This window comes from Rheinheimera sp. (assembly GCF_965283995.1).
In the GTDB taxonomy this organism is placed as follows: Bacteria; Pseudomonadota; Gammaproteobacteria; order Enterobacterales; family Alteromonadaceae; genus Pararheinheimera.
This window is the reverse complement of the sequence record NZ_CBDIQG010000001.1, coordinates 1,152,184-1,168,915: the sequence shown is the minus strand read 5'-3', so window position 1 is coordinate 1,168,915 and position 16,732 is coordinate 1,152,184. Positions and strand designations below refer to the sequence as shown.

The window sequence follows — 16,732 nt, the reverse complement described above, 5'->3', positions numbered from 1 at the left end:
CGCTATACACACTTTTTTGTACTCATCAGGCATTCCAAAAGCCGGTGACGAATGCTGAGCAGTTTCAACGATTATTGCGTGAACAGCAGTCGGCGCTCAATCAATTGGTGCTGCATCATCTGGTGGACGGTCAATGGCAACTCCAAGGTCAAGGCTACCGCCTCAAATTAGAACTTCCGGCTGATGAGCATGGGATGACGTTTAGCCGCTACACCCCGGTGCAGCAGCTCAAGTTCGAAGATGTCTATTATCAGCCGCCCTTACCAGCGCCTGATGCCTATGGTGTTGCAATGGTGGCGGAGCGTAGACATAGTCGGGCGCAATTTGACCAGTATTATCCGCGAGAAGGTATATTTCGCAGTGTGACTGTGACACTCGAGGCAATGAAACTCGTCAATAATGATCTGACAATCAGTCTAAAAGGCCATTATCTGACCGCGCCGCAGCGGGTTCCGCTTGCCGGCCGGCTGGTACCGCTGAGTTATGACCCGGCAAGTGCGACGCTTTTGCTATTGAGGGATGCCCGGATCGACCAGTCAGCATTCTCTGCGTTACTGGATGGTAACAAACCGGGTTATGAATTTGGCATCTTTAGTCCTGGTCCGATCCGGCCAGATCGCAGGCCCATATTGATGATCCACGGCCTGAACTCCAGCCCGATGATTTGGCTCAAGGTCAGCCATGCAATTTATCGTGACCCACAATTATCTGCCCATTATCAGGTTTGGCATGCGTTTTATCCAAGCGGCGCGCCGCCATTCTTTAATGCGATGCGCTTACGACATGATGTTGATCAGATGCGAAACCAGCTACAGCAACGCGTTGGTTTATCAGACAAGATGCCAATGGTGGTGATTGGGCATAGCATGGGCGGCATTATCGCCAAGACTTTTATCATCGACAGTGGCATGGCGCTGTGGGATGAAACCTTTTTATTTCGGCCAGAATCTTGGCCAGGGAAGGATACAGATCTGCAGCGCTATCGCGATGTATTTTTATTTCAGGCGCGGCAAGATGTTGATTCGGTGTTCTTTTTGGACACCCCGCATCATGGGGCTGATATCGCTGAGGCCTGGTACAGCCGATTGGCGAGCAAATTGATTACGATCCCGGACATGTTCGCAAAGCTGAATCGCAAGTTGTTTCAGCGCATCCGGTTGGAAACTGTCACGCCGCAAATGCAGCCTTATTTGGCAGATGGTGGGCCCAATAGTGTGCAGGTGTTATCACCACAACATCCGCTGCTACGCAAAATAGCGACTTTGCCCTATCAAAGACCAGTCTATTCGGTGGTGGGGAGTGACGATAAACCTTATTGCTACGATGAGGGTGCCTGCGCTCGCCTATCTGATTCGGTGGTGCCATTTTTCAGTGCCCACGAGCCGCGGTCAGCGGCACAGATCATCGTACCATCACAACATGATTCGTATCAGAGCCCGGAAGCTATTGCCTTTATTTTGGCGCAGTTGCGCCAGCGCCTGGACGCAGACGGATCCCATTAAAGCGTTGTTGTTGGCGTGGCCCACAGAAGGGCAGGTTGCGGGTGAATTCGGCAATGGCACTTACTTTGCCATTGTGGGCCCGCAGTGTTGACCAATAACGGCCGCCACCCTGATGTTGTTCTGTGCTACGACTCGCGATGACGCCATCAGTGCTGACCCACTTTGATAAAATACGCACACCACAAGCCAGGTTAATTACTGGATCATGTAATAGTGCCGGGTGCCGGATATCACAGTCATAACGTTTCTGATTGGCACTTTCGATGGAAATTTGCAGTAATCCGCGTGAGACGACAGGCTTGCCTTTGCCGTCACGAAAACGCTCGCGGTAAGTCGCTTCTGGCTTAAAATTGCTTTCGGGTTTGCTCATCGCCGATAACAAACCGACCCAGAATTTGCGTCGTTCAGGTTTGGCTAACTTCGGGTAATTGGGGCAAAATTGTGTAATATCGGTAGGATTTAAGCGGATCAGCGGAGAACTGGCAACCGCCGATTCGGCGGCTCTGGTCCAGCTACCGTCCTGATTTTTCTGCGCCCAGGCAGCATAATCCAGCGAGGCGAAACAGGCTGGTGCAAACCCCATCAGGCATAAAATCAGCAAAAAAACATAGCGCGGCTGCATCGGCAGTCGGGTCTCCGGTTCAGTTATTTTTTCAGTAACAGATAAGCCTGGCTGTAATCACCACGGTGTTTATTGGCCGCGAAATAATCCGGCCAGCCCCGATAATAACCGCTTAACCAGTCTAGTTGAAACAGATTATTGGCAAAAGCACCCCCAGTGTCGGCCAGGATCGTCAGTCGATAGTGCATCACACCGGCCTCGGGTGTCGCTAACAGAATCAACTTCCCTAAGCCAAGCTGTGGAATATCGCCGGCCACTGTTACTTCCGGTTTAATCGGAATTTTGTAATCGGCGTCTTTACCGTAACCCAACACGCTTTGAACTTGTTTGAAGTACCAATACCGTTGTTGTTGCTCCGGGGTTTTGGTGCGGTCATATGGAATGCCATTAGTACGATGCACATTATAATAGCGATAACCCTGACCTGACGGCACGACCGCCGTGCCCTGCAGTAGTGCGCCTTCGAGGCCTTCACGGCTCAGCCAAAACAAAACGGGTGCTCGCAGTGGTGTTTTTTCCAGCGCGCCTCGGACTATATCCTGCTTACCCAATTGAAAACGCGTGATTTGCTTGCCCAGCGCATCGGCGGTCGCGAGGTCAAGTTTGGCCTCATCAAAAGGTAACCCATAAAGCGCCTGATTTTTTTCTGCGGTTTTAACCGGGCTGCCATCCGCAATTTTGACAAAATACTTAGTTTGCAGAATTTTGTCCGCAGGCAGATTTTGCAGTAAAGGTTTGTTTTTCGACAGTTTGGCGGCACCAGCCTGATCCGGCATCCAGCGGACAAAACTGAAATGCTGCCGTACAAAGTTCGGATCTGTCAGTCGTGACTTGCGACCGGCCGCTTGGTCTTCGTTGGCGATTTGGCAGATATAAAGCAGGGTGGCACGAATGTCTGCAACAGGCACTGTCGCGCCCGGGATTTTACCGCCGTGGATCGCCACCGGGTCATAACTCTGGCCTTTATCGATGTATTTCAGCGTTTCGGTGGCCACCTGACACAGGTCGGTACTGCGATCCGGCCATTGTCCGGCGACGAATTGCGGTTGCTGTGGCGTAAATTTGGCAGATGCCTGCGCTGCAGATAACGGATACAAGGCAAAGACGCTACCAATTAACACCGTTCCGATGCGCCCGACAAAACCTGACATAACAACACTCGCTTTAATAGATTGGCTGCAGACTAACGCAGTGAACGCCAGTGCTCAAGTCAGATACAGCCTATCGCGGTTTAATTGCTGAAATGACAGGCAAATTTACTTGTGTTCCGCTAAGGCAGCTTTTATCGTGACTGCTATTACGCTGCACCTGCCTATCACAGGCTGCAGTGATCCGCACCGGAGAATGGAATGCCGCACGACCACCACCATCATCATCAGCATGAAAGTCAGAACATCGCTACTGCCTTTTGGCTCAACTTCAGTTTTACGCTGATTGAAATAGTCGGCGGTTTGCTGACGAACAGCGTAGCGATCCTGGCCGATGCGGTGCATGACCTTGGTGATAGCCTGGCGATTGGTTTTGCCTGGGCAGCTAGTAAAATCGCCGGGAAAGAGGCAAATAGCCGTTACAGTTATGGTTACCGGCGTTGGTCGTTATTAAGTGCGCTGGTGACCGGCGTGGTGTTAGTTGTCGGTTCTGTGCTGGTGTTAATTACCGCGATCCCGCGCTTGTGGGAGCCGGTGTTACCGCATGCGCCCGGCATGATCGCGCTCGCTGTGCTTGGTGTGCTGGTCAATGGTGCGGCCGTACTGAAGCTGAAGCATGGCAAAACGCAAAACGAACAGGTTCTCAGCTGGCATTTGCTCGAAGACGTGCTGGGCTGGGCAGTGGTTCTGGTTGGCAGCGTACTGATTTATTTCACCGGCTGGGCTTTTCTTGATCCGCTGCTGTCGATTGGGTTTACTTTATTTATCCTGCTGAATGTCTGGCGCAGTCTGAAACGGACCATTGCCCTGTTTCTGCAGGTCACGCCCGACGCAGCACTGACGGCGACACTGGAACAGGCGATGACCGCTTTACCATTCGTCGACAGTGCGCATCATCTGCATTTGTGGTCATTGGACGGCGAGCAGCACGTGCTGACGGTCCACTTGCGGTTAAAAGACAATGCAGACAGCCATCAGCTGAGCCACTACAAAGAAGAAGTCCGGCTGGTGTTAGCACCGCATCAGCTGGCGCACACCACGGTTGAATTCGAAGGGCCGGCCGAACTGTGCCGGGATGACAAAGGGTCAGTCTCAGCCCATGCTGTGCACGACCACGACCACGACCACGACCACGACCACGACCACGACCATCAAAAGTGCGGCCAGCAGCACGGCGCACGGGATCCGCACCGGCATTAATCCGAGCGCCAGCCTCAGGCAGAAATAAAGCAGGGCACCGAAGTGCCCTGCGATCCAACCTTCACTCGACCAGCCTTACAACAAACCTTCTTGCTCCAGACTGATCTCATCGAGCGATAACGCGAAGCTGGGTACAAAGGTATCCAGAAAGTACTGCACTGCCGGCGACTGCGCGGCGGCGAGCATTTTCTCCAGCCGGCGGCGGGCGATGGTAAATTCACGATTGCCGGCGGTGATCTCTTCCAGCGTTTTTAAGTAGGCGCACAGATTATCCGCCGCTTTGACCAACAGCTTTTCGGCCGGGCTATAACATTCACCGAGTAGATAGTCGCGATAGACGCTTTGTAACTCAGGCGGCAGCATCGATAGCAGTTTTTGCTCGGCGATGGCTTCAATCTTTTTGTATTCGTCGGCAATTTGCGGATTGAAATACTTGACCGGCGTTGGTAAATCTCCGGTCAGCACTTCACTGGCGTCATGGAACAACGCCAGTGTCGCAACCCGTTCCGGGTCCAAATCACCGCCGAAGTACTGCCGTTCAATCACCGCCAGCATATGCGCCACCAGTGCGACCTGATGGCTGTGTTCGGCCACGTTTTCAGTGTTGATGTTACGCATCAGCGGCCAGCGGTTAATCAGCTTCATCCGAAACAGATGGGCGAAAAAATGGCTATGGCTGGTCATCCATCACTCCTGTCACGCGTGTTAATCAAAGCTGATGGTAGCTGGGCAGGAACTGCGCCAGCTTACCGATCGCCTGTTCCAGCACTTCTTTGTGCGGCAGCAGCACAATGCGGAAGTGGTCTGGTTCCGGCCAGTTAAAGGCGCGGCCATGCACCAGCAGCACTTTATGCTGACGCAGGAAATCCAACACCATCAGTTCGTCGTCTTTGATCGGGAATTTTTTCCGATCAATTTTCGGGAACAGATACATCGCCCCTTTTGGTCTTACGCAGCTCAGACCGTCAATTTCATTGACCAGACGGTGTGCGACATCCATCTGGTCGTATAAGCGACCGCCGGGAACCACCAGTTCATTGATGCTCTGATAGCCGCCTAATGCAGTTTGGACAGCATGTTGCACCGGCACGTTGGCACACAGGCGCATCGACGCCAGGATATTTAAGCCTTCCACATATTGCCGCGCGCGCTGTTTGGCGCCGGAGATAAACAACCAGCCAACCCGGAAACCGGCAATGCGGTAGTTTTTCGACAGACCACCAAAGGTCAGCACGACCAAATCATCGGCTAATGAAGCCGTTGGTGTATGCGTGGCGCCGTCGTACAGAATTTTGTCGTAGATTTCGTCGCTGAGTACGACCAGACCATGTTCGCGCGCGATGCTCAGAATATCCAGCAACAGCGCATCGTTGTAGACCGCACCGGTTGGGTTATTCGGGTTAATCAGCACAATCGCTTTGGTATTGGACGTAATTTTGGCGCGGATGTCGGCTGTATCCGGATACCAGTCGGCCAATTCGTCACAGCGATAATGCACTGCCTTGCCACCGGCCAGATTCACGGCAGCGGTCCACAGTGGATAATCCGGTGACGGGATCAGCACCTCGTCGCCATTGTTCAGCAAGCCTTGCAGCGCCATCAGAATCAGTTCAGAGACACCGTTACCGATGTAGACGTCGTCCGCGTCGGCACCACGAATGCCGCGCGACTGGTAATACTGCGCCACTGCGACCCGGGCCGGGTAAATGCCCTGAGAATCGCTGTAACCTTGCGCAGTCGGCAGGTTATGGATCACATGCTTGAGGATCTCATCCGGCGCCTCAAAACCGAAAGGGGCGGGATTACCGATATTGAGCTTTAAAATGCGATGGCCTTCTTCTTCCATCCGTTTCGCTTCGCGTGCTACCGGGCCGCGAATGTCATAACAAACTCCATCTAACTTTTTCGATCGCTCAATTGGTTTCATAACCCTTACTTTACAGCCTCCGTAGGATGAGTCTAAATAATGTGTTTGGTCGTGTTTGCTTACACCTTGTAATAGCGTGCAAATGCATCCATCTCCATACTGCCAGAAAAAACCAGCATTCGGGAGTCTGGATGGTTAAATTGTCAGAAGTTCCACTCGGCGCCCTGGTGGTGTGTGAGATTTTCCACCTGTTTGAACATACCGGCATCTACATTGGTGAAGGTCAGATTGTCGAGCTGCAAGGGACCGGGCTGGTCCGCAGTGTTTCGGTGGCGCGCTTTATGGACAACCGCAGTGGCGAAGAGCTGATGGTGGCCTGCGACAGTCGCGGTAAACCACTCGGGAATATGGCCGCTGCTGAACGCGCCGCCAGTCAGATTTTTACCTACCAAACCTATGACCTGATCAGTAATAACTGCCACCGGTTTTGCTGTAATTGTCTCAGTGGCCGGCATTGGCCAGTCACTAGTTTTTTTGATTTACGCCAGGTGTTGGAGCAGCAGTTAGGGCATCAAATCCTGTTTAAAACTGTCCAATCAGAGCCGAAGCGTTTTAGGTAAAACATAATAAAAACAATGGGATAAAAATTACCAAAGTTTTTTAAACCGCACTTTACGGAATTTTTAGTCGAAAAAAGCGTCGGAAGCAGCTAGAATACGCCCCCTTTGCGTCAGTGCTTTGTAAATTGCGTTGTTATGCGCAGGCGCCTGTTACCAGAGTTTTTTTCTGGTCAGACCCGTAAAGACGAGGAACTACCGATGAACAACTTGCTTAAACTGAGCGGCCTCGGCCTGGCCACCTTATTGGTGGGCTGTGCTGCGGTTTATCCCTTTATGCAGGCTGATCCGCGTGCTGAAGCACAACAACTGGCCGACTGGCAGATGCCAAGCAAACTATCTGCACTCGAGTCGGAAGATCAGTTGAAATTGCTGTCCCGCCTGACTTATCCCGATCTGATGCCGGAGTTAAAACCAGTTCCGGATTTCTCTGCGATTAAAGATACCGACAGCCGGAAAAAAGCGTTTTTTGCCTATCTGACACCTTACATCGAACGCGAAAACGCCCGGATCCTGAAATTGCGGTCTCAAATCGACGAATTAGCCGGCAAATTGCAGCAGCAACAACAGCTGACTGTCGAAGAATACGCTTTTATCTACAGTCTGTTTGACGAATTCAAAATTGATATGATGGACGCTGATTTAGACGGCGTCCGTGAGCTGTTAGCCCGGGTTGATGTGTTGCCGGTCAGTCTGGTGTTAACACAGGCCGCGAAAGAGTCCGGCTGGGGCAGTAGCCGCTTTACCACGGAAGGCTATAACTTTTTTGGCCAGTGGTGTTTTAAAACCGGCTGTGGCGTGGTGCCATCCAAACGCGGTCAGGGCAAATATCATGAAGTGGCCGTGTTTGCGCACGCCGCTGAAAGTGTGAATGCCTACTTCTATAACCTCAATACATTTTATGTCTACGAAGAATTACGCGCCATCCGTGCCAAAGTGCGGGCGCAGGATGGTCATGTTGCGGCTGAAAAGCTCGCTGCGGGTCTGGCCCGTTATTCTGAGCGGGGCCAACAATATGTTGAAGAGATCAGCGCCATGATCATCGCAACCAGCAAAATAATTGGACAAAGTTAAGTTGAAACTGCACCGAGTGAAATCCCTGATCCTGAGCAGTTTGCTGCTGACACTGTTACCGGTGCATGCCGATACTGTGTTTAATTACGATGGCTTTTATGCGCGGATGAAAAAAAGCGAAAAAGCCGAATACAGCGACATAACCTTATCGTTTTTATTGCAAAAAGCCGGCAGCAGCGAACGCTGTGTGATTGATTCAGCCGCAATCACGACGGACATCAGTTCTGAGCCACTGACTTATGCCGCCAATGGCGAGTTGATCCTGCCTTACAATGAATTATTAAATAGCCGCAAAGCGTTGATTTTGCTCAAGCAACAATCTGATGCGGTGCCTTGTGATTTGAATTTCCGCCTGCGTAGCCGGTTGCCGCTGGATAAAACTTTGCAACTGGCACAACTGCAGAAAACGCATCTGCAGTTTCAGGGCTTGTTAAAAGACCTCGCAGGTCTTGGCAAATATTTCCTGCCCGAGATGACCGGTGTGACGGTGCTGTTTGCCGAAGAGGCGCTGGTGACTGATGTGCCGGCAACCCTGCGCAGTCGTGTGAATTGCACCGCTAAACAATGTCAGGTTGACCTGACCGGGCTGCCGGAGTCAGCGGCTGGTGCCGTGACATTCAGCAAAACACCTGAATATCTGGTGCCTTGGCTACAGCGCTGAAACCGTGCCTGAACTGGTTCTGCTGACCCATAGCACCGAACTGCAGCGACCGACTAATACCGGCCGTTTACTGCTAGAAGCGCCACAAAGCACGACACAGGACCACGCTGACTGGTCCGTCCGACAGCTTTGTTGGCAGCGTAAAGCGCCAGATCCTTTGCTATTGCAGCAACTCGCGGCTTCCGATTATGTGCTGCTGTATCCGGCAGCCACTGCACAGCAGATTGATGTTGATTGCCCGGTCAGCACAGACTTGCCAATGCCCGCCGGTTTTATCCTGCTGGATGCCACCTGGCAACAAGCGCAGAAAATGTATAACCAAAGTCCTTATTTGCACGACTTGCCGAAATGGCAAATTCAGTCGGCAACGCCATCGCGTTATCTTCTTCGGCGCAACCAGCGCCAGCAGGGCTGGTGTACGGCTGAATTAGTTGTGTTGTTGTGGCGTCATCTTGGTGCTGTGGCACAAGCGGCTACGCTTGATGCACGTTTTAGCGCCTTTAACCAACGGCAGGGCGCCGTAGTCGCGCCGGACTAACAGCTCCCAGCAGAACCTCTGTCGGCCATTTGGTCAGGCTCTGGACGCTGCGGTCCTGCCAGAATTCGGGCTATGACCAGCCACCACCACGATGGCCAGAATGGTTAAAAATAACAGGGCATTGGCCGGTGCCTGCAAACTAAAATCGACGGTGCTGTGCAATGCCATATGGCATAGCGCCATCAGACTGCCAAAACACAAACCGCGCAGCAATTTATCTTCATGCCGGCGCATCACCTGAAATGCAGACCAGCCCAGATACATCAGCCATAGCAGCAATGCCGCAGTCAGCGGAACGCCTAATTCAATGGCAAACTGCAGATAATCATTGTGAGCATGATCATAGAAGCCGCTGTACGGTGCAGGCTGCACGGCCGGAAACACCGTGTAAAAGCTGCCACCGCCACTGCCGGTCCAAAAATGCTGTTGCAGCAAAGGGATTGAATCCACAACCACATTGTCCCGTGCTTCACTGGCAAAGGAGGTGTCCTGATAGCGCTGCTGTAGTTTTTCCAGTCCGAACATCGAACCAATCAACACCATATCCAGCAGTAAAATACTGATCACCAGCGGTTTTAACAGTGCCGGTGGTCTTTTGTAAAACCACAAGGCGGCCAGAGCCATCACAATCAACGCGGTAAAAAATGCAGCATTGCCCATCCGCGAACGGCTCATCACCAGTCCGACTACCATCAGCACCATCGCCAGACGCAGCATAAATTTGGCACTTAAGATACTGCTCAGGACTTCGCGGCTGAGCTGACGCCAGTCGCGGTGGCGACGTTGGCTGGATAACTGAGACAATAACAGGCCCATCGCGACCGACAGTGCCAAAGCCAGATAGTTGGCAAAGTGATTTTGATAAACAAAAGAGCCACGTGCTTTGTTGTTTTCGTCCATACCGATGACTGGTGATAACTCCTGGCCGGATAACTGCAACACCACGCCATAAAACGCCTGTAATGCACCGGCGATCACAATTGCTAATGCCAGTAGCCGCAGCCGTTTATGGCCTTGCGCATAGCTCAGCAGCAACACAAACCACAGCACAAAGAAGACGGTTTTCAGCAGCATAACTTGCGTCTGATACGGATCAACAGACGCCAATAGCGGCCATGGACTAAAGCTTTGCAGCGTGAGCCATAGCAGCAAGACCAGCAGGGGCAGCACAGACAACCAGTAGCGGCGCTGCAATAATTCGAACTGTGGGGTGCGCCAACATTGCAACAGATGCAGCAGAAACGCGCTGCCAATCAACAATTCTAGTAACGACCATGACCAGGGGCGATTCGAACCCAGCGGGATAGGGGCCCAAACTAAAATGCAACAGAGCAGAATAAAGATCAAACGGTTCAGAGTGCCCGGCTGCATGCGATAAGATCCTGGAGTTTGCGGATAAGCCTGGAACAAAAAAGCCCCAATCAAAGGGGCTTTTTCCGGAAAAACGTTAGTTAGCTGCCGCTGGCAAGCGTGGTGTCACCAGTGCCGGTACCACCACCTGCGCCAACACCACCTGGTGTTGCAGCAATGGCTGGGGCTGCAGGAGCAGGGCCAGCTGCGGCTGCGGTTTGCAGCGCGTTGGTGATCAGTGTTGGATCAATATTGGCAGCGATTGCCAAGGTGGTCAGCGTGTCCTGGTCAATACACTGGTTATTGACCGCTTTCAGTACTTCTTCAACCAGTACCGGGTCGTTGCCAGCTTGCTCCAGCGCGTAATCGATCACTTGTTCAGCGAGTTTCGGATTACAGGTTTTTAATTCAGTCATTTTTGCGACAAAACCACCCATCGAAAGACCATCTGTCTGCGCCTGCGCATACAGAGAAGCAATATCTGCTGGTGCTTGTTGTGCGGTTGTGTTTGCAGCTGCGAATACAGCTAACGAGATCAGAGCGATTTTTACGATTTTCATATGCGGTCCTCGCATAAAAACTGAACAAAAAATGCAATTAGTTGCATCATAACTGATTGTTGCTGAATTTGCAGTCACTTTTATCGGCAATTTGCAGAAAACTTACCGGCGCGTGCAATGCGCGACCTTGTAACGCATCCACATGCAATTGCTGGCAGATCTCAGCCTGACTGCTGTGTTCCACTTGCGCAGCGATCACCTTGATGCCAATGCCGTGGCAAATTTGCGTCATCGTTTCGACAAAAAACCGCGTGTCAGCTGATTCCAGCGCATGAATATAACTGCCATCGATTTTGATAAAGTCGATATTCAGGCCCTGCAGGTAACGAAACGAACTGAAGCTGGCACCAAACCGCTCAATGGTAATGGCGGCGCCGGCTTGTTTTAACGCGCCAAAAAACTGATTGGCCGAGGCAATAGCGCCGAGTGTCGCTTGTTCGTTCACTTCAAATACCAGTTTAGGTAACCAGGCGCGGTTGGCTTCCAGTGTATTGACCAGCCAACGGGTGAACTGGCTGTCGTGCAATGCACTTTTACTCAGGTTGATGGCAAAGCTGTGGCTGCTTTGACCACGCAGTTGGCTCAGAATGTAAGTGACCAGTGCTTTGTCCAATAACAGTGAAACGCCCAGGCGTTCGGCCATGGCAAACACGTCGGCCGACGCCAGCTGTTCACCACGCGCATTAAACCGCACGAAGGTCTCGGCATACAGCACCTGAGCGCCCTGAAACACCGGTTGTACTTCCAGATTAAACATCGCCGCCATCTCTTTTGAGATCTGCAACGACGTATCGCTGAACCCGGCCGTGGTATCTGACACCACCGAGCGGGTGAATTCATGCAGAATTTCCTGCCAGTGACTGCGGCTCAGTGGATTAATCAGCGCTTCGGCCGGATTTTGCGTCGCTGGTGCCGGATGATGCAGTTGTCGCGCCTGCAGGCCGTCCAGCCTTGCCAGCACTGAACTCAACTCTTCAGCGCCTTGCAGCGGTGCCATCACGACGGCAGCAAAACCTTGCGGATATTGCTCGCTGTTGGCGATCTCGAAGGTTTGCTGCAATTGCAGCTGAAAAGTACTGGCACTGCCTTCGCCAAACTGGGTCAGGATGGCAAATTCAGAGCCGGAGATGCGAAATACCTGCGCCAGTTCCTGCGTGCGCGCCTGTTGTTGCAACAACCCGGCGGCTTTTTCCACATATTGATCGCCGGCGGCATAACCTTGCTGATCATTGACCTGCTTTAACGAGGTCAGCGCAATCAGAGTCAGATAAGGCTGATTGGCGTCGACCGTTGGCGTCTGGTGCAGGCTGCTGAAAGACTGTAACAAAGCGCGGCGGTTCGGCAGGCCAGTTAACGAGTCCAGATAAACCTGCTGATTCAGTTGCTCGGCGCGGTCGGTCATTTCACTGAAATTGCGTTTCACGTTGCTGACCATATGGTTCAGTGCCCGCACCACAGCACGCAGCTCTTTGGTCAGCGGCATGTAGTTCAGCAGTTCAAAACGTTTTTCCGCCAGATGTTGCGCCAGTTTTTCGATATCTTTTAATGGCTTTAACACATACCACAGCAGTACATGGACAGCGCCGAGTGCCAGCAGGCAAATCAACAAACTGGTCCAGAACACCGCTTTGGTGTGTTGCCATAAACTCTTAAAGGCATACCCCGGATGCGCCTGTACGCTCAGTGCGCCGGCGATACGCCAACCGTCGTTCACTTCACTTTGCATCACTGGCGGTTCGAGCGGGAACAGGGCGAGAAACCAGACCGGAACGCCGTCGACTTTTAAGTCATTTTGCCGCTCCAGCAGTGGATTTTTTTGCTGGTCGACAAAGCGGATCTGTAAGTAAGCCCCCGAATCAAAAATCGCCGACACCATGGTATCCGCCACCGTCATATCGTCATTGCCGACATAAGGCGAGATCGCAAGTCCGAGGCTATTGGCAGTGTCCTGCGCTGTTTGCGCCAGCTGGGAATCGAGATAATTGCGCATATTGCTGGTACTGACCAACACGGTCGCAGCAAAGGTCAGCAATGCGAGAAAAATAAGCAGGATACTGAGCTGGGTACTCAGCGCGACGCCGCGTGGGTCTGCCGCTGCGGCCGACCGGGAATTGCTGTGTTCAGTCATTATTATTCTGCTCTGTCAGGGCGGCAATAGCCGTCGTTAATCTTGTTATATCAATAAGATGTCAGGGTTTAAACCCTTTTCTTACTGGCCTTGTTCAATTTTGTCCAATACGGCAGTCCACTGACTGTTGCCCCGGCCGTTATTGACCTTTTTGCCCAGACCACTGGCCTTGGCCAGCCACAAACCGCTGGCGTTAAAACTGTAAATTGGTTTCAGATCCGACCGGTCGCGTGCCGAACGGATCTGGCCGTCCATATTGTCGAGTACCAGCGGATAGGCGTCCGGTGTTTCAAAATAAATCAGTACCATATGTGGCTCGTTGCGTGACAACGCCCGCACGTACATCAGTCGCAGTTTTTCATCGGCAACACCCATAGCGCGCAGGCTGAAATATTTGCTGATGGCATAATCTTCACAGTCACCGGCGCCAGTGCCCAGCGTTTCCAGCGGAGTGGCCCAATAATCGTTTTTACCCCAATGATCGAGATCGGAACGGTAACGGATATGACGATTGGCAAAATCGTTGGCCAGGTGCAGGCGCTGCCAGTCAGACTCGGTGCGGCCTTCTTCGATCAGCGACTGGAAATCCTGCAGCCGTTCGCGGCCACCCGCGTCGTACTGGCTCATTGCTTCTTGCAGATAGCTGGGTGGCAACGCTTGCTCCGGCGCGGGCTTTGGCGTCAGAGTTAAATACAGCAGGGGGAGCCATAATGCGCTGCGGCTGATAACGAATTCCTTCTGGCCGGTACTGAGGGCAAATGTGTGGTGGTGAGATGTCACATTCGCGAATTAAATCAAGGGTATCACAGCGGGTTGCCGCGCTCAAACCGCTGCGCGCTTTTGTGCATGGCAACTTCACTGGCTGCGCAAAATTGCGGCCTGTTGTGTGGATAAAACCGGCAAATGTTTGACCCAGCTCAGATTTAAGGTGTAACCGCAGCTGATTCGATTGCGTGGCACTGGCAAAAACGGTATAAAACGGCGACATTCAGGCAACTAAACAGCGCTGTTTTGCAGCCGGTTAACCGCAGTGTTTGTCGCCGCCTTTGCTACATGTTGGCCAGCGGCTGCACTGTTTGCCCACAATTGGCCTTGTTTTAAACCAGACAGATGAGTCGCACATGGAACCTAAACTCTTAAGAAAGGCCGCCGCGCCTGTTGTCTCTGATCACGCGGTGACCCGTGCGGTGATCCCGGTCGCAGGTCTCGGCACCCGGATGTTGCCGGCGACCAAAGCGATGCCAAAAGAAATGCTGCCAATCGTCGACAAACCACTGATCCAATATGTGGTGCAGGAAGCGGTGGCGGCTGGCATCACTGAGATCGTGCTGGTGACGCACTCGTCAAAAAACAGCATTGAAAACCATTTTGATACGTCGTTTGAGCTTGAAGCCACGCTGGAAAGGCGGGTGAAACGCCAGTTGCTCGACGAAGTGCGCAATATCACACCAAAAAATGTCACGATCATTTCTGTGCGTCAGCCACATGCATTGGGGCTTGGGCATGCGATTTTGTGCGCGCGTCCAGTGGTACGGAACCACCCATTTGCCGTGTTGTTGCCTGACGTCATCATCGATCAGTACCGCGCCAATCTGAAAAAAGACAATCTGGCCGAAATGATCAAACGGTATGAACAAACCGGTCACAGCCAAATCATGGTGGAACCTGTGCCTGCGGCGCTGGTGAATCAATACGGTATTGTCGATTTAGACGGCCAGAGCCTTAGCGAAGGCCAGAGCGTCGCGGTCAGCGATATGGTGGAAAAACCGGATATCGATGAAGCGCCAAGCAATTTTGCCATTACCGGTCGTTATGTGTTGTCACCAACGATTTGGGACTTGCTGGAATATACGCCGCCAGGTGCCGGTGATGAGATTCAGCTGACAGACGGTTTGCATCAGTTACGGTTGCTCGAAACCATCGAAGCTTATCACCTGAAGGGCAAGTCCCATGACTGTGGCAGCAAGATTGGTTATGCACTGGCCAATGCCGAATACGCGCTGCGCGCATCGTTCGGGGCTGAATTTAAAGAAAAACTGCTGCAATTGCTGAAGGATTAAGCTGTGAAAGTAACAATCTTCGGAACGGGTTATGTTGGGCTGGTCACCGGGACTTGTCTGGCGGACATGGGACACCATGTGATGTGCGTCGACATCGACGAGCAAAAAATCACTAACTTACGCAATGGCGTGATCCCCATTTACGAACCCGGCCTCGAAAGTCTGGTAAAAACCAATGTGGCCAACGGCCAGTTATGTTTTACCGCCAACGCCGAAGAAGGCGTGGCGCATGCTGAAATTCAGTTTATCGCCGTTGGTACGCCGCCGGATGAAGACGGTTCCGCCGATTTGAAATACGTGCTGGCGGTGGCGCGCAGTATTGCCAGCCATATGCAAAGCCACAAAGTGATTGTGAACAAATCTACTGTGCCGGTCGGTACCGCAGATAAAGTTAGTGCTTTGGTCAGTCAGGTGCTGGCGGCGCGTTCATCGCCGCTAGGTTTTGATGTGGTATCGAACCCGGAATTTTTAAAAGAGGGCGCGGCAGTTAACGACTGCATGAAGCCGGACCGCATTGTGATCGGCAGCCAGTCGGCGCATGCCATCAGTGTGATGAAAGAGCTGTATGCGCCATTTAACCGCAATCACGATCGGATGATTGTGATGGACGTGCGCTCCAGCGAGCTGACCAAATACGCCGCCAACTGTATGCTGGCCACCAAAATCAGTTTTATGAATGAAATGGCCAACCTCGCGGAGCGTTTAGGCGCAGACATCGAACAAGTCCGGCTCGGCATCGGCTCAGATCCGCGCATTGGTTATCACTTTATCTATCCTGGCTGTGGCTACGGTGGCAGTTGTTTCCCCAAAGACGTACAGGCACTGATCCAAACTGCTGACAGCATCGGGTTTGATTCTGCCATTTTAAAAGCGGTCGAAACCATTAACGAGCGGCAAAAGTCGGTGCTGGTTAACCGGGTACAACAGCATTTCGGCGCTGATTTACAGGGCAAAACCTTTGCGCTGTGGGGCCTGAGCTTCAAACCAAACACTGACGATATGCGTGAAGCGCCGGCGCGGGTGGTGATGGAAGCCTTGTGGCTGGCTGGTGCTAAAGTGCAGGCGTTTGACCCGGAAGCGATGGAAGAAACCCAGCGCATTTATGGTCAGCGCGCCGATTTGGTGTTGTGTGGCACCAAAGAAGCGGCGTTAAAAGACGCCGATGCGCTGATCATCTGCACCGAATGGAAAAACTTCCGCGCCCCGGATTTTGACAGCCTGAAACAGACGTTACGCCACGCGGTGATTTTTGACGGCCGCAACCTGTATGATCCGGATGTGGTGCGCCGTTATGGCTTTACCTATTACGCCATCGGCCGCGGCGACAGTATCAAAACTTATTGACGGGATGTGCCTGTGCGCTGCACAGTTGCACCAGAATGTGCACACAAGACAGATACGATAA

16 protein-coding genes are annotated in these 16,732 nt (G+C 52.4%); 8 read left to right on the top strand and 8 right to left on the bottom strand.

All coding sequences use genetic code 11. The features are described from left to right. The first annotated feature begins 44 nt into the window (after positions 1 to 44). Entirely contained in the window at positions 45 to 1,502 is a 1,458-nt protein-coding gene (locus ACQ66Q_RS05350) for an esterase/lipase family protein (protein WP_430455844.1), read from the top strand. Here ACQ66Q_RS05350 and ACQ66Q_RS05345 read toward each other — a convergent pair. Then, complete coding sequence (locus ACQ66Q_RS05345; RefSeq protein ID WP_430455843.1) at positions 1,453 to 2,124, bottom strand: transglycosylase SLT domain-containing protein; 672 nt, start codon at positions 2,122 to 2,124, stop codon at positions 1,453 to 1,455. The two genes, ACQ66Q_RS05350 and ACQ66Q_RS05345, sit on opposite strands and share 50 nt — an antisense overlap. Before the next feature lie 23 nt (positions 2,125 to 2,147). Continuing rightward, a complete protein-coding gene (locus ACQ66Q_RS05340; RefSeq protein ID WP_430455842.1) occupies positions 2,148 to 3,275 on the bottom strand; it encodes a hypothetical protein in 1,128 nt (375 codons plus the stop codon). A 198-nt stretch (positions 3,276 to 3,473) separates the two neighbouring features. Between ACQ66Q_RS05340 and ACQ66Q_RS05335 the strand changes: the two genes are divergently transcribed. Beyond that, a complete protein-coding gene (locus ACQ66Q_RS05335; protein ID WP_430455841.1) occupies positions 3,474 to 4,472 on the top strand; it encodes a cation diffusion facilitator family transporter in 999 nt (332 codons plus the stop codon). A gap of 75 nt (positions 4,473 to 4,547) precedes the next feature. Here the strand turns inward: ACQ66Q_RS05335 and yfbR are convergent, their stop codons facing one another. Further along, positions 4,548 to 5,156: a 5'-deoxynucleotidase gene (yfbR, locus tag ACQ66Q_RS05330; protein ID WP_377243317.1), complete on the bottom strand. Its 609-nt coding sequence runs from the start codon at positions 5,154 to 5,156 to the stop codon at positions 4,548 to 4,550. Positions 5,157 to 5,181: 25 nt separating this feature from the next. Next, positions 5,182 to 6,399 (bottom strand): pyridoxal phosphate-dependent aminotransferase, encoded by a 1,218-nt coding sequence (locus tag ACQ66Q_RS05325; protein WP_430455840.1) that lies wholly within the window; start codon positions 6,397 to 6,399, stop codon positions 5,182 to 5,184. Positions 6,400 to 6,530: 131 nt separating this feature from the next. On the opposite strand from ACQ66Q_RS05325, the gene ACQ66Q_RS05320 reads away from it, so the two are divergent. The 4 genes from ACQ66Q_RS05320 (at position 6,531) to ACQ66Q_RS05305 (ending at position 9,229) form a co-directional block, all read left to right on the top strand. Beyond that, complete coding sequence (locus tag ACQ66Q_RS05320; RefSeq protein WP_430455839.1) at positions 6,531 to 6,959, top strand: lecithin retinol acyltransferase family protein; 429 nt, start codon at positions 6,531 to 6,533, stop codon at positions 6,957 to 6,959. Between the two features lie 198 nt (positions 6,960 to 7,157). Continuing rightward, the gene (locus ACQ66Q_RS05315) at positions 7,158 to 8,030 is read left to right on the top strand and encodes a glucosaminidase domain-containing protein (protein ID WP_430455838.1); all 873 of its coding nucleotides are present in this window, start codon (positions 7,158 to 7,160) and stop codon (positions 8,028 to 8,030) included. Then, positions 8,017 to 8,691 (top strand): DUF2987 domain-containing protein, encoded by a 675-nt coding sequence (locus ACQ66Q_RS05310; RefSeq protein ID WP_430455837.1) that lies wholly within the window; start codon positions 8,017 to 8,019, stop codon positions 8,689 to 8,691. The genes ACQ66Q_RS05315 and ACQ66Q_RS05310 overlap by 14 nt, the downstream gene beginning before the upstream one ends. Positions 8,692 to 8,695: 4 nt before the next feature. After that, on the top strand, positions 8,696 to 9,229 hold the full coding sequence (locus ACQ66Q_RS05305; RefSeq protein WP_430455836.1) for a DTW domain-containing protein: 534 nt from the start codon (positions 8,696 to 8,698) through the stop codon (positions 9,227 to 9,229). Positions 9,230 to 9,262: 33 nt separating this feature from the next. Here ACQ66Q_RS05305 and ACQ66Q_RS05300 read toward each other — a convergent pair whose 3' ends face one another. From ACQ66Q_RS05300 to ACQ66Q_RS05285, 4 genes are all read right to left on the bottom strand, one after another. After that, positions 9,263 to 10,600: an O-antigen ligase family protein gene (locus ACQ66Q_RS05300; protein WP_430455835.1), complete on the bottom strand. Its 1,338-nt coding sequence runs from the start codon at positions 10,598 to 10,600 to the stop codon at positions 9,263 to 9,265. Between the two features lie 80 nt (positions 10,601 to 10,680). Next, positions 10,681 to 11,139, bottom strand: a complete 459-nt coding sequence (locus tag ACQ66Q_RS05295; protein WP_430455834.1) for a hypothetical protein — start codon at positions 11,137 to 11,139, stop codon at positions 10,681 to 10,683. A 46-nt stretch (positions 11,140 to 11,185) separates the two neighbouring features. After that, positions 11,186 to 13,267, bottom strand: coding sequence for a bifunctional diguanylate cyclase/phosphodiesterase (locus ACQ66Q_RS05290; protein ID WP_430455833.1), 2,082 nt, complete (start codon positions 13,265 to 13,267; stop codon positions 11,186 to 11,188). An 81-nt stretch (positions 13,268 to 13,348) separates the two neighbouring features. Beyond that, positions 13,349 to 13,921, bottom strand: coding sequence for a transglutaminase-like cysteine peptidase (locus tag ACQ66Q_RS05285; RefSeq protein ID WP_430455832.1), 573 nt, complete (start codon positions 13,919 to 13,921; stop codon positions 13,349 to 13,351). Between the two features lie 467 nt (positions 13,922 to 14,388). On the opposite strand from ACQ66Q_RS05285, the gene galU reads away from it, so the two are divergent. Beyond that, entirely contained in the window at positions 14,389 to 15,327 is a 939-nt protein-coding gene (gene galU / locus ACQ66Q_RS05280) for a UTP--glucose-1-phosphate uridylyltransferase GalU (RefSeq protein ID WP_430455831.1), read from the top strand. Positions 15,328 to 15,330: 3 nt separating this feature from the next. Further along, the gene (locus ACQ66Q_RS05275) at positions 15,331 to 16,671 is read left to right on the top strand and encodes a UDP-glucose dehydrogenase family protein (RefSeq protein WP_430455830.1); all 1,341 of its coding nucleotides are present in this window, start codon (positions 15,331 to 15,333) and stop codon (positions 16,669 to 16,671) included. The last annotated feature ends 61 nt before the right edge of the window (positions 16,672 to 16,732 follow it).

Coding starts and splice junctions, on each gene's coding strand:
- ACQ66Q_RS05345 (WP_430455843.1), bottom strand. CDS start 2,124: ATGCAGCCGCGCTATGTTTTTTTGCTGATTTTATGCCTGATGGGGTTT.
- ACQ66Q_RS05340 (WP_430455842.1), bottom strand. CDS start 3,275: ATGTCAGGTTTTGTCGGGCGCATCGGAACGGTGTTAATTGGTAGCGTC.
- ACQ66Q_RS05335 (WP_430455841.1), top strand. CDS start 3,474: ATGCCGCACGACCACCACCATCATCATCAGCATGAAAGTCAGAACATC.
- yfbR (WP_377243317.1), bottom strand. CDS start 5,156: ATGACCAGCCATAGCCATTTTTTCGCCCATCTGTTTCGGATGAAGCTG.
- ACQ66Q_RS05325 (WP_430455840.1), bottom strand. CDS start 6,399: ATGAAACCAATTGAGCGATCGAAAAAGTTAGATGGAGTTTGTTATGAC.
- ACQ66Q_RS05320 (WP_430455839.1), top strand. CDS start 6,531: ATGGTTAAATTGTCAGAAGTTCCACTCGGCGCCCTGGTGGTGTGTGAG.
- ACQ66Q_RS05315 (WP_430455838.1), top strand. CDS start 7,158: ATGAACAACTTGCTTAAACTGAGCGGCCTCGGCCTGGCCACCTTATTG.
- ACQ66Q_RS05300 (WP_430455835.1), bottom strand. CDS start 10,600: ATGCAGCCGGGCACTCTGAACCGTTTGATCTTTATTCTGCTCTGTTGC.
- ACQ66Q_RS05295 (WP_430455834.1), bottom strand. CDS start 11,139: ATGAAAATCGTAAAAATCGCTCTGATCTCGTTAGCTGTATTCGCAGCT.
- ACQ66Q_RS05290 (WP_430455833.1), bottom strand. CDS start 13,267: ATGACTGAACACAGCAATTCCCGGTCGGCCGCAGCGGCAGACCCACGC.
- galU (WP_430455831.1), top strand. CDS start 14,389: ATGGAACCTAAACTCTTAAGAAAGGCCGCCGCGCCTGTTGTCTCTGAT.